The organism is Thermoleptolyngbya sp. C42_A2020_037 (assembly GCF_015272455.1).
In the GTDB taxonomy this organism is placed as follows: domain Bacteria; phylum Cyanobacteriota; class Cyanobacteriia; order Elainellales; family Elainellaceae; genus Thermoleptolyngbya.
This window is the reverse complement of record NZ_JACYLP010000018.1, coordinates 111,997-125,069: the sequence shown is the minus strand read 5'-3', so window position 1 is coordinate 125,069 and position 13,073 is coordinate 111,997. Positions and strand designations below refer to the sequence as shown.

Below are 13,073 nucleotides of genomic sequence, written 5' to 3'. Positions count from 1 at the left end.
CCTCGGTCTCCTTACGCTCGGTGATGTCGAACAGCACCCCGTCTAGGCACAGCAACTCGCCGTTTTCGTAAATTCCCTGTCCTTTTTCGTAGACCCAGCGGATGCTGCCGTCTTTGTGCTGGATGGGGTATTCCAGGATATAGGGCTGCTTTTGGGCGATCGCCTCTTCCACCGTCTGGGCAATGATCAGTTGATACTCCGGCGGAGTGATGTCATTGATACTCAGTAGTCGATTGCCGATGAACTCCTCTGGCTCATAGCCCGTCAAGTTACGAATCGGGTCGCTAATGTATTCCATCGTCCAGTGTTCATCGCAGGCGCAGCGATAGACCACGCCCGGAATGTTGTTCACCAGGGAGCTAAAGCGGGCTTCTCGTTCGCGCAGGGCCGCATCGGCCTGGTAGCGAGCGGTAATATCCTGAACAATACACACCAGCCCGCCATCGTCTAGCGCCGTGAGAAATACCTCCTGGGGAAAGGTGCTGCCATCTTTGCGGGTGCCGATTGCTTCGCCGCGCCACTGCCCCGTCTGGGCAAACTCCGGCATGACCTCCTGCTGAAATCGCGCCAGCTCTTTGGATTGGTAGAGAACGGTCCAGGATTGCCCAATCAGTTCTGCTGAGTCGTCGTAGCCGTAGATGGTGGCGTGAGCGCTGTTGAGGTAAAGAAATTCGCCTGCTGCGTTGAGGATGCCCACGCCTGTAGCAGATGCCTCGATTGCTGCCAGTTGTCGCTTCAGGGTTTCTTCAGCCTGCTTGCGCTGGGTGATGTTTTCGACTGTGCCTTCGTAATACAGCAGGTTGTCTTGGTCATCTCGAACGGCGATCGCATTTTCAGAAATCCAGATAATCTCTCCATCCTGGCGATAAACCTGGGACTCAAAATCCTCCACTGCGCCGTGGGCCGCCATCTGGTCGATAAAATCCTGCCGCCGGGTGGGGTCTACGTATAGCTGATGCTCGATGTCTTGCAGTGCCTCCATTAGCGCCTCGACAGACTCGTAGCCATAGATTTTGGCCAGGGCGGGGTTAGCGCTGAGATAGTAGCCGTCGGTTGTGGTCTGGAAGATGCCCGTGACTGCGTTTTCAAAGATGCTGCGGTATTTCTCTTCGGCGGCCCGCAGGCGGTGTTCGCTCTCGGCTAGAGCCAGTTCAGACCGCTTGCGCTCGGTGATGTCCATCGTCACGCCGACTAGCCGCGTGGGGTTGCCCTCGGCATCGCGTAGCACCCGACCACGGCTGGTGATCCAGCGCAGGCTGCCGTCGCGCAAAATGACGCGATATTCTGGCGCGTAATCTACCCCGTCATGGAGCGATCGCGCTTGGGCTTCGTTCACTTTGTCGCGGTCTTCAGGATGAATAAATTCAAAGAAGTCGGCATAGGTTCGAGTAAAGCCACCTGGCTCCAGCCCAAAAATGCGCTCTGCTTCTTCTGACCAGTTTTCTTCGCCAGTTAGAACATTCCAATCCCACGCGCCCATCTTGGCTGCGCTCAGCGCCATTCGTTGCAGTTCCTCGCTCTGGCGTAGCGCCTCCTCCGACAGCCGAATTTTGATAAACTGCCCCACTTGGCTGCCAATCGTCGTCATGACCTTGAGCAGGTCGGCATCGGGCTTTTGTGCGTCACGGCTGAGGAAGCACATCACGCCCAACACCTCATCTCCATTCAAAATGGGGAACCCCAACCAGCTCCGCAACCCCAGTGCTTCGATCACGGATCTGCGGACGGATCTTTGCAGAAAGAAATCGTCACCAGCGATATCACCCAGCCAAAGCGACTCGCGGCTTGTAGCGACCTGTCCAATGATGCCTTCGCTTTCGGCAAAGGGACGTTTCCAAAAGTCTGACTCAAGCTGGGCTGCGTCGAGATGTGGGCAATGCCAGCCTGCCACATAGGCCAGCGTTTTGGTTTCTGGGTTAAGGCGGCGCAGTTCACCCACGTCCCAGTGAAAGCTTTCGCAAATCGTTTGAAGAATTTGGGGTGCAGATTCTTCCAGGGTGGTGGCTTCCGACAGGATGCGGGTGAGGGCGTGTTGGGTGGCGAGGCGAGTCTGCGATCGCCGCTGGCTGACCAAATTGCGGGCAAGCGAGATGAACACATAGAACACTGTTCCCAGCACCAGCAGCGCAAACGCTTCAACGGTGTAAATCTTGCGGGCAAACCTCTGAATTCGCCGCTCTAGCAGGCGATCGAGCTGGGCGGAGGTGTCTTGCCAGAAGGCATGGCTGGCGGCAAGCATTTCAGTCGCAGCAGCCTCATACGCCACGGGATCATACGCCGTGGGCTGCACCTGTACGGTTTTGGACTGGGCAATGGCCTCCCTTAGCGCTGCCAGAAACCGATCGGTCTGTTGGGTTAGCGTCTGCATCGGCGCTTCCAGAGGGATTTGCAGCGCAGGGTTATTGTGAATGGCTGTGTTTAGGTTAGTGCGGCTGTCTTGCACGATTTCCTGAAGCCGACCCATCAGCACGAGCAGGTGGCCCTTTTCTTCCGGCGAGAGCGATCGCCGCTGCACAACCAACTCCCCAAGCTGCTGCACTTGCGCCATCAGGTCTTGAGCGCTGGGCAGCTTGAGCAGGGCTAGATCCATCAGATAATAGCTATCCAAATCTGGATCAAGAATCAGGTTAGAAGCGTCGCCTACCTGGGAGATCAGCCCGCGCACCTGAGCAATCAGTTGGGCATATCGAGCCTGCACCTCATCTGGGCTGAGCGGCGTGCCTGTCGCATCTACCCCTGCCTGAAGCGTCTCCCAACTTTGCACCAATGCCCTGTAGCGCTCTGGGGTCTGGAGGCGCTGCCCAAACTGCTGTTCAACCGCTTGCAGTTGTGCTAGATCCAGGTCGATCTGGTTCTGAAACGCTTCCTGTGACTGGGTTGGCGCCTCCAAGGACGAATCTTGATCTGCCTGCTGGGCCAGTCGTCGTCCCTGAGGCAGATCCAGCATCAACTGCTCTAGGGGGCGCAGGTAGGCGTTGCCAAAAATTTCATATTGAGCAAAGTTAATTCGCTGGTTGACTTCCGCCACCAGTTGGTAAACCACCATTGCAAACGGCAGGATAAAAATTAGCAGCAGCGCCACTAAGTTAATCCGCTCGGTGGTGCGGTTTTGCCCAAGTTTCTCCATATCCACCCTCTTTAGTGTGTGCTGGGGTCAGGTGCTAAAGGTGAGAGGCTGAGTTGAGACTAAAAGCCAGACTGCATTCATTCATTCAGGATTGCCGAACTTGTCAGACTTTGCTAGATGCGCTCTATGTCTAGACGCGCTCTATGACGCGAACAATCCAATCCTCTGCAAGGGCTGGTGTGAGCCTTTGAGGATGCTGAAATGAGGATGCCCAAACGGTTGAAAACTGAACGGTTTGCGGTTTGGCTTGGAGTTCGGTGCTAAATTCGGTTTAACCCAATGGTTCTCTTTTGGCTCTCTTTACTAATTCCCTGATTCGCTTCAAAAATCGAGATTCGGTCTGCGATTGATTTGGTTTGATTTCGTCTGGCTTAGATGGTCAGGGGTAGATGCTGGGATAAAGCCGTGCCTGAAGGTCGGGCGATCGCCCCAGGCAAGTCTCTGTTTCCCAACAGCCTTGATTTCGCAACAGCAATGCAGTAAGTCGCTTTTTCAGTAAAAATGCGGTAGATGAAGTTCTGTGTTCGCCCGGAGTTGCAGCGAGACTGTCTCCAGGCTTAGTTTTAGAGTGCCCGAAATCTCAGTATTCTCGACTAAGGATCAGAATTTTTAACGCAAAGCATACGCAAGCTTCAAACTAAGAACTGTTGAAAGTGTGGAAATGTGGCAATTTTCTGGCGATCGCCAGCTTATTTGGGGCGATCGCACGTACTTAATGGGCGTGCTGAATGTCACGCCAGACAGCTTTAGCGACGGCGGCCAGTTCGACCAGCTAGACTCCGCACTCCAGCAGGCGCATCGACTGGCAAAAGACGGTGCAGACGTGCTGGATATTGGCGGCCAGTCCACCCGTCCCCAGGCCGAAGATGTGGCGCTGGAGGAAGAGTTGCGCCGGGTGATTCCGGTGATCCAGGCACTTCGCCGGGGGGCTGCCGATTTTGCGCCGCTGGATACGCTGATTTCCGTTGATACGACCAAGGCCGCCGTGGCCAGAGCGGCGATCGCCGCTGGAGCCAATATCATCAACGATATTTCGGGAGCCACCTTTGATGACGCAATGCTGCCCACCGTTGCCGAATTGGGCGTGCCCATTGTGCTGATGCATATTCGCGGCACGCCCAAAACCATGCAGCAGTTGACCGATTATCAGGATGTGGTGCAGGAAGTCTACGACTTTTTGGCGCGTCGCGTCGAGATGGCGATCGCCCACGGCATTTCCCACCACCATATCGCCATCGACCCCGGCATCGGCTTCGCCAAGACCGCCGCCCAAAGCGTGGAGCTATTGCGCCGCATCGAGGTCTTCAAGCCCCTCGGCTGCCCCATCCTGATCGGCCCGTCCCGCAAGAGCTTCATTGGGCATATCCTCAACCAGCCTGATCCGAAGCAGCGAATCTGGGGCACGGCGGCGGCCTGCGCGATGGCGATCGCCCACGGAGCCGATATCCTGCGCGTCCACGATGTGGCTGAGATGCGGGATGTGTGCCGCGTGGCGGATGCGATTGGGCGGGGAGTGTGAAGGTCAGAGTGCCAGAGCGGTGCAAGGTGAGATAGCGTTATAGAAATAGCGTGATAGAACACTCATACTCCAGTTCCCCCAATGCCTCGATTCCTTCACATCGCCGATATTCACCTGGGCTTCGACCGCTACGACAACAAAGTGCGGACGCAGGATTTCTTCTATACGCTGATGGATGTGGTCGAACGGTATGCGATTGCCCCCCAGGTAGACTTTGTGCTAGTTGCGGGCGATCTTTTCGAGCATCGCAATCTTCAGCCGAACATCTTGAATCAGGCGCAGGCGGTGCTATCCCTCCTCAAAGACGCAGGCATTCCCGTTCTGGCCATCGAGGGCAACCACGACAACCGACCCTACGGCGTGAATACAAGCTGGCTGCGCTATCTGGCAGATTGGGAAATGCTGTACCTGCTGGAGCCGGGGGACGTGGCGCGGGGCGAACCGTTCTATTCGCCCTGGGATGCGGAGACGAAGCACGGCGGCTACATCGACCTGCCCTGCGGCGTGCGGGTGCTGGGGTCAAGCTGGTATGGCTCGACGGCTCCTAGGGCGATCGAGCAAATTGCCGCTGCCATTGGGGAATTGCCGCCTGCGCTAGGGCCGACGGTGCTGCTGTTTCACCACGGGCTGGAGGGGCAAATCGCTCGCTATCAGGGGGCGCTGCGCTATAGCGATCTGCTGCCGCTGAAGCAGGCGGGCGTGGATTACTTAGCGCTGGGGCATATTCACAAAAATTACGAGATGGAAGGCTGGGTGTTTAACCCCGGATCTCTAGAAGCCAACAGCATAGACGAAGCCCGGTTTGAGCGGGGCGCGTATCTGGTGGACATTTGCCCAGACGGCATCCGGGCAGAACTGAAGCGCGACTATCGCCAGCGGCCGATTGTGCGGCTGAGGCAGACCCTGCGCGGCTCGGAAACCGTCGAGGACGTGCAGCAAACGGCGATCGCCCTGGTTCAGCAAGCCATCTCCTTGGGGCAACTCCAGCCTGCCACGCAGCCAATTGTTGAACTGCGGCTGGAGGGCGAGGTCGGATTTGAGCGGACAGAGCTAGACGTGCGATCGCTCCAGCAGCAGCTCCAGACCTTGAGCAACGCGCTGATCTTCCTGCTGAAGTTTGAGGCGGATGTACGGACGTTTGAATCGCCTGTGGGGGAAGAGGCCAGCCGCGACCAAGTGGAACGGGAAGTGTTTCTCGACCTGCTGACCGCCAACAGCACCTACAAAAACCGCGCCCCTGCGCTGGCCCAAGGCCTGATCGACCTGAAAAATCGCCAGCTTGAAGGGCGGCCAGAGCCAGACCTGTATGAGCTAGTGCAATCCTTGCTGACGAGCGAGAACAGCGAGCGTAGGGATTAAAAGTGGCGGAGTGTGGGAGGAATCGGGTGTTGTTGGGGTGGTGCAGACCGTTGAGCCATGTTGCGCCGCAACGCTGACGCCAACGCCACCCCCATCACACCGCCATTTGCCCCAATTGCGCTAGTCTAGCCATTGCAAAAGCTAGGCCCGACACGGTTCAAATACAGACAAGACGAGTGAATCTCTCTGCACCCCCAAAGCTCCAGCCTCAAGCTCCACCCCTAGGCCCCAACCCCCGACCCTGATTTATTGACACCCGGTATGACTCGAAACAAACGCACGCGCTCCTTTGCGGCTTTTCTGACCTCCCTGGTCGGATTCACGGCCCTGGCCCCAGCGGCATCTGCCCAGGCTCCAGCGTCTCCCAATCGCCCCACCCCAAATGAAACCGTAGACTGCGAGATTCTGGTTGTCGGCGGCGGGCTGGCGGGCGTGGCCACCTCCTACGAAGCGCTGTTGGCCGGGCGCACGGTCTGCATGACGGAACTCACCGACTGGATGGGTGGACAGATCACCTCCCAGGGCACATCGGCGCTGGATGAGGCGCGGCGACAGCGGCAGTTGCTCCACTATTCCAAGGGTTATCTAGAACTGCGCGATCGCATTCAGAAGAAATATCGTCGGCTCAGCCCTGGCGACTGCTGGGTAAGCGTTTCCTGCTTTTTGCCCCGCGATGCCGAAAAGATTCTGGAAGATATGCTGCGGGACGCGGCGCGAAAGGGACGAGGCCGGCTCAAGTGGTTTCCCTCGACTGTGATCAAGGAACTGGACTACACCGCCGACGGCAAACAGATCGCCGCCGCTATGGCCATCCAGCATAGCCCCGCCCCCAACACGCCGCCCCTGAATACGGAGCCGCTGTCGCAAATCATCGAAGATGCCTACCGCTACGAAAATTCCAGCCGTCTGCAAAAGAAGGTGATTCGCTTCGTGCCCAAGGCGCGGCGGCAGTCCGGTGTGGCAGATTGGTATGTGGTGGAGGCAACGGAAACTGGGGAGCTGATTGCCCTGGCGGACGTGCCCTATCGGCTGGGCCTCGATCCGCGATCGCACCTCGACCCATCCCTGCCCACCACCACAGGCGACCCCTACTGCACCCAGGGCTTCACCTACACCTTTGCGATGGAGCGCACGGCAGAACCCCAGCCCCAGCAAAAGCCACCCTTTTATGAGCGTTATGAACCCTACTACGGCTATGACCCCAACCCGCGTCTGGCCGACATCGACGTGGTGTTTACCTATCGCCGCATCTGGAGTCCAGAGCCGCGTTCCACCGAGCGGGTGTTTGGCGTGTCGCGCCCCAAACCGGGCGATATTTCGATGCAGAACTGGGTCTGGGGCAATGATTATCGCCCTGGCACTTCCCGCGACAATCTAATCTACACCCGCCAGCAGTTGCAAGAACGGGGGCAGCTTGCTCCGGGTGGCTGGCTGGGCGGGCTGCGGACGGAAACCCTAGCGGCGGGCGAGGAACTGGCCCTGGGCTACTACTACTGGTTCACGATGGGCACGACGGATTCGCAACTGGGGGACGGGGTGAAAAAGCCTGCGCCCAATCACCGCCTGCTGGCAGGGCTGGAGTCGCCAATGGGCACGGTTCACGGCCTGTCGAAATATCCTTACATCCGCGAAGGGCGGCGCATCATCGGTCGCCCAACTTACGGCTACCGCAACGGTTTTAGCATGAACGAGTTGGACATTTCTAAGGCCGACTTCCGCGCCGATTTTTACCGCCAAAACCTGTCGCCAGAGATGTATCGCAATCTGTGGATTGCGCTGGCGGGGCTGGAAACTGTGTCGGCGATCGCCAAAAACACGCCCCCCGACCAGATTCAGCGCCGCACTCGCTCGACGATTTACCCCGACGCGGTGGGCATTGCCCAATACGCCATCGACTTTCACCCCTGCATGGCCTACTCGCCGCCCGAAGCACCGGGAAACATCGAGCGGCCGGGCACGCGCCAGGGCCACGGGCAAGCCTACCCGGGGCAAATCCCGCTGCAAGCGATGATTCCCCAAAAGCTGGATAATTTACTGGTTGCGGGCAAGAGCATCGCCACCAGCACGATGGTCGCCGCTGCCTACCGGGTTCATTCTTTTGAGTGGTCTGTCGGCGCGGCTGCGGGCACGACGGCCGCCTTTGCCCTGCGGGAAAACGTCCTGCCCTACCAACTGGTGGACGACCTGCCCCGCCGCGAACCCCAGCTTGAGCAACTCCAGCGAACCCTCGTCCGCAACGGCAACCCGATCGAGTTTCCCGACACGTCGATCTTTAACCTCGACTGGGCGGATTGGGCCCCGTGGTAAGGGAGGGCGGAAAAAATGAAGAACGAAGAACGAAGAACGAAGAACAAAAAACGAAGAACGAAGAACGAAGAATGAAACTTCTTCACTTTTCTCTCTTCTCTCTTCACTTTTCTCTCTTTCCTTTTGCCCATGCTGCCTCCCTTTGTCCTTGCTTCTGCTTCTCCTGCCCGACGGCGACTGCTGCAACTGGCGGGGATTGAGCCGATTGTGTATCCCAGCGCCTTTGATGAGTCGCAAATTCGGGAGCCGAATGCCAGCGTGCTGGTGCAAAAGCTGGCGGAGGGCAAGGCACGGGCAGTTGCGCCCAAGTTTCCCGATGCGCTGGTGCTGGGCTGCGATTCGGTGTTGGCGCTGAACGGCGAGATTCACGGCAAGCCCGCCCACGCAGAAGAGGCGATCGCCCGCTGGAAACAGATGCGGGGGCGAGTCGGTGAGCTATATACCGGGCACGCGCTGATTGACGGGGCGCAGGGCAAGATGCTGGTGCGATGCGGCATGACGCAGGTGCAATTTGCCAACGTGAGCGATCGCCAGATTGAAGCCTACGTTGCCACTGGGGAGCCAATGAACTGCGCCGGATGCTTCGCGCTGGAGGGTCGGGGCGGGCTGTTCGTGGAGAAACTCATGGGCTGCCACAGCAACGTCATCGGCCTTAGCCTGCCGCTGTTGCGCCAGATGATTGCTGAGTTGGGCTACGACGTAACGGGCTATTGGTCTGGGGGCTGAAGGCTGACGCTGGCTGTGGTTTCACGGTGAGATGAATCTGATGAAGGAAACAGGAACCTGTGCAACACGGCAGCTCGTCAGCATACTTCAGCACCCCGTTCCCTATCGCGCTCACCTGCCCCTCATCCCATCCCCTTATATTGAAGACAGCCTACCCTACCCTGGTGCATCCGCCAGACCGGATGATTTTGCATGAACTTTGCCAAGCTCTTTGCGTCCAAGCGATTTCGTCAACTGCTGGTGCTGCTGGCGGCGGGCGGACTGACCACCATGACGGGTAGTGTCGTCACGCCAGTCTTTCCAGAAATTGTGCGAGATTTGCAGCTCGATCGCTCCTGGGCAGGCATGTTGACCAGTACCCATGCCCTGACGACGGCGCTGTTTACGCCCGTCTTCGGCATTCTGGCCGATCGGGTGGGCAAGCGGACGGTGATGCTGCCTGCGCTGCTGTGCTACGCGCTGTTTGGGGTGGCGACGATTTTCATGACGACGCTGCCGACGCTGCTGCTAATGCGGGGGCTGATTGGTGCGGCTAGTGGGGCGGTGGCGGCAGCGACGATTGGGCTGCTGGGCACGATGTATGAAGGTGACGAGCGATCGCGCATTTTGGGCTTTGCCACCAGCGCCATGACCACGGCGGCGATTATCTTTCCGCTGCTGGGCGGCTGGGTCGGGCGCAACCAGTGGCAGCACGCTTTTTATCTCTACCTGCTGGGGATTCCGCTGATGGCGATCGCCGCGCTGGTGTTTCGGGAAGAGCCTCGCAATACGAGCGGGGCGGGCTTGTCTGATACAGGCGGGCTATTGCCGGTGGTGCGCCAGCCGTCGGTGCTGATGATTTACTTCTTTTTGGCGGCGGCGGCATTGGTGATGCAGGCCACTGTGGCCTATGCGCCGATTTACCTGAAAGAAACCATCGGTGCAGACCCGGCGCTCAACGGCGTGGTGCTGGGGCTGCGGGCGGCAGGGGCGGCGGTGAGTTCGGCGGTGCTGGCTAGTCGGCTGGCGCGACGGTTGAACAATCGACGGGGGGCGATCGCCCTTGGCTTTTGCCTGATGGGGCTGACCATTGCCACAATTCCGTCGCTCACGCAGATTTTCGTCATTCTCCCCGTTGCAGCCCTATTTGGCGCAGGCTTCGGCATCATTACGCCAAATCTCTACGATTTACTAGCCGATCAGGCTCCAGCAGAACTGCGAGCCAGCGTGCTAGCCATCGGCACCGGGTTCAACTCGCTGGGCCTGTTTTCAGCCCCCCTGCTGCTGGGCCCCATTTGGAAGAACGTTGGACTCCCGTCTGTGTTTTACCTGGCGGCGGCGATCGCCCTGCTGGTCAGCCTCCTGAGCTTACAGAGAGGGAAAGGCCCAGAGGTGAGGGGTTAGCTCAGAAATCTAAAAGCCCCAACCCAAAACCCAAAATCGCTGACTCTGCTGGCTCTATGCAAATTTACTCTACGCAATATTTATTCTATACAATATCGATCTCGCCCTTGAGTCTTGGCTCGATACAGGGCTTGATCGGCTTGGTCAAGTAACTTCAACGGCGAGCTAAGGGAGGACGGAATTACGCTGACAATTCCAAAGCTGAGAGTAGACGGGGCATTCGTCACAGGGGACGGCAACGGATTGATGAGCTTGCGAAGTTCTCGCTGAATGCGCCGCACCACACAAGCCGCGCCAGCTTGGTTCGTATTGGGCAACACGATGGCGAATTCTTCGCCCCCGTAGCGAGCGACAAAATCGGCGGGGCGGCGCAAGGTTCGATTGATCGCGGCGGCAATTTCCACCAAACACTCATCGCCCGCAAGATGCCCGTGGGTGTCATTGTACTGTTTGAAGTAGTCCACATCACACAGCACAAGCGATAACGGCGTGCCTTCGCGGGTAGCGCGGTTCCACTCCTGCTGGAGATAGTCGTCGAGGTAGCGACGATTTGCCACGCGGGTAAGCTGATCGTGAGTGGCTAGGTAAGCTAGCTCTTGGTTGGCATATTGCAACTGGCGATACAATTCCGACTGCTGAATGGCGATACCTACCTGCAAGGCAAGCTGCTGGATCAAGTCGATCTCGGCGCGTTCCCAGGTGCGCGGCTGATGGCACTGCTGCACCGAAAGCAGCCCCCAGAGGCGATCGCCCTGCAATAGCCCCACCGTCAGCGCCGCTTGCACTTGAAATTGTTTCCAGTAGGCGATCGCCTCTGGGGATAGGTTCGCCTGATCTAGATGAGCGATTGCTCTGGCATTGCCGTGACTATAGAACTGGAGCCAATCTCCCCCCTGCTCTGGCAGAATGCTCATGCCTATCATTTGGGGTTGACCAGGTGCCACAGATTCCACCACAACCCCACAGCGCCAGCTCTTGCTAAACTGACCAATCAACACTCGATCAGCCTGAAAGAACTGCCGCACTTCTTGCACCGTAGTATTGAGAATTGCGTCTAAATCTAGCGATTGGCGGATGCGCTGGGTCATCGAGGCGAGGAGCCGCTGCTGCTGCACCTGCGATCGCAGCAATTGCTCAAGCTGCTTTTGATCGGTAATGTCTTGGGCCGTGCCGAATAGCTTGATAACTGTGCCCTCAGCAGAAATCCGGGGACGGCCGCGAGCTTCGATATAGCGAATCGAGCCATCGGGACGAAGGATGCGGGCCTGAAACCGAAAGGGCTGTCCAGTGGCGATCGCCTGCGACAAGATTCGACGCAGCCGGGGCCGATCATTCGGGTGGTATTGCTGCTGATTTTCTGCCAGCGTGGGGGGAGGTAGTGTTGGATCAAGCCCAAACAGATGAAAAATTTCGGAAGACCAAAAGAGCGTCTGAGTTGCGACATCTAGTTCCCAACTGCCCATGTGCATGAGCGCCTGAGCCTCCTTTAGCTGTGCCTCGCTGCTGGCGAGGGCATCGGTCAGCGCTTGTCGCCGCCGAATTTCCTGGTGCAGTGCGTCGTTCTTCTGGGTGACGGTCGATTGCAGCGCCCGAATCACCTCGCACAGTTCCAGCGGATCGAGCATGTGAACAACGCTGGTTTGCGTCAAAATCCCCACCAGTTCTCCCCGGCTACCCACCACCACCAGCCGCCGAATCTGGTTCTCTTGCATTTGCTGATAGGCGCTCCACAGGGATTGCTGTGGGCTGGTTTGCAGCAGGGGCGTACTCATCACTTCCCCCGCGTAGGTCTGGGCAAGGTTGAGTCCGTCTGCCTGGAGTCGCACAAGGTCTTGCTCCGTCACAATGCCCAAGGGAGCGACATCGCCCTGGGAACCGTCGGTCAGCCCGGATTTGGCTGCCTGTTTTTCGGGTGCGTCGGGCAATTGGGGCAAGGTCGGCACGATCACCACACAACTCACCCGATGCTGCGTCATCTGGTGGGCCAGATCTGCGACGGAGGTGCTGGGCAGGGCCGAGACCACGCGGCTAACCATAACATCCGACACCTGGCGAAACTTCAGCAGGTCACTGGGCTGGAGCAGATTGCGAATCGAATTCGGGGTCATCACTCCCAGCACTTCGCCTTGGCTGCCAAGAATGGGCAAGTGGCGAATTTTGTGCTGCCGAAAGATTTGCAGCACGGCGAGCAAGTCATCCAGGTCTGTTTCAGCCAGCGTGATTACGGGAGACACCATCACAGTGGCGATCGCCTCGGCGGACTGGAGCGAACCCCTGGCGATCGCCCGCACGACATCCCGTTCGGTAAAAATTCCCACCAGTTGCCCTGCCCGAAGCACCAGCGCAAAGCTGCTGCGGGTTTCGCTCATGGTGCGGATGACTTGGGCGATCGCCGTGTCAGATTCTACGCTGAGAAACTGGTGGAGAACCCCCTCTGCAAACAACTGCTGTCGAGAAATTTGAACCTGAGCCACCTTGCCCTTGAATCTTTTTCAGACGGAACGTTCAGACGAAACGCCAACAGAAACACCAAAACACCCAAAAAAGCCGCTAAGCGCGATTTTATCCGTTTTAGCAAACACGAAGAACCGGGCAAGACGAAATTCACTCATCTCACCCTAAAAGTTCTCTAAAGTTTTTGGTGACGGGCTT

Annotated in this window: 6 protein-coding genes and 1 pseudogene; 5 read left to right on the top strand and 2 right to left on the bottom strand. The window is 58.0% G+C overall.

The window, feature by feature from the left end:
* Positions 1 to 4: 4 nt before the first annotated feature.
* A pseudogene (locus IGS16_RS22305) lies at positions 5 to 2,239 on the bottom strand (PAS domain S-box protein); the annotation flags it as partial.
* Between the two features lie 1,549 nt (positions 2,240 to 3,788).
* Here IGS16_RS22305 and folP point away from each other — a divergent pair.
* The 5 genes from folP to IGS16_RS05500 all read left to right on the top strand — a co-directional run bounded on the left by folP (position 3,789) and on the right by IGS16_RS05500 (position 10,421).
* On the top strand, positions 3,789 to 4,646 hold the full coding sequence (folP, locus tag IGS16_RS05520; RefSeq protein ID WP_297084004.1) for a dihydropteroate synthase: 858 nt from the start codon (positions 3,789 to 3,791) through the stop codon (positions 4,644 to 4,646).
* Between the two features lie 81 nt (positions 4,647 to 4,727).
* Positions 4,728 to 6,005 (top strand): DNA repair exonuclease, encoded by a 1,278-nt coding sequence (locus tag IGS16_RS05515; RefSeq protein ID WP_297084003.1) that lies wholly within the window; start codon positions 4,728 to 4,730, stop codon positions 6,003 to 6,005.
* A 261-nt stretch (positions 6,006 to 6,266) separates the two neighbouring features.
* Positions 6,267 to 8,312, top strand: a complete 2,046-nt coding sequence (locus IGS16_RS05510; RefSeq protein WP_297084001.1) for an FAD-dependent oxidoreductase — start codon at positions 6,267 to 6,269, stop codon at positions 8,310 to 8,312.
* Positions 8,313 to 8,441: 129 nt separating this feature from the next.
* Positions 8,442 to 9,038, top strand: a complete 597-nt coding sequence (locus IGS16_RS05505) for a nucleoside triphosphate pyrophosphatase (protein ID WP_297083999.1) — start codon at positions 8,442 to 8,444, stop codon at positions 9,036 to 9,038.
* Positions 9,039 to 9,230: 192 nt separating this feature from the next.
* Positions 9,231 to 10,421, top strand: a complete 1,191-nt coding sequence (locus IGS16_RS05500) for an MFS transporter (protein WP_297083997.1) — start codon at positions 9,231 to 9,233, stop codon at positions 10,419 to 10,421.
* A gap of 80 nt (positions 10,422 to 10,501) precedes the next feature.
* Here the strand turns inward: IGS16_RS05500 and IGS16_RS05495 are convergent, their stop codons facing one another.
* A complete protein-coding gene (locus IGS16_RS05495; protein ID WP_297083995.1) occupies positions 10,502 to 12,895 on the bottom strand; it encodes a diguanylate cyclase in 2,394 nt (797 codons plus the stop codon).
* Positions 12,896 to 13,073: the final 178 nt, after the last annotated feature.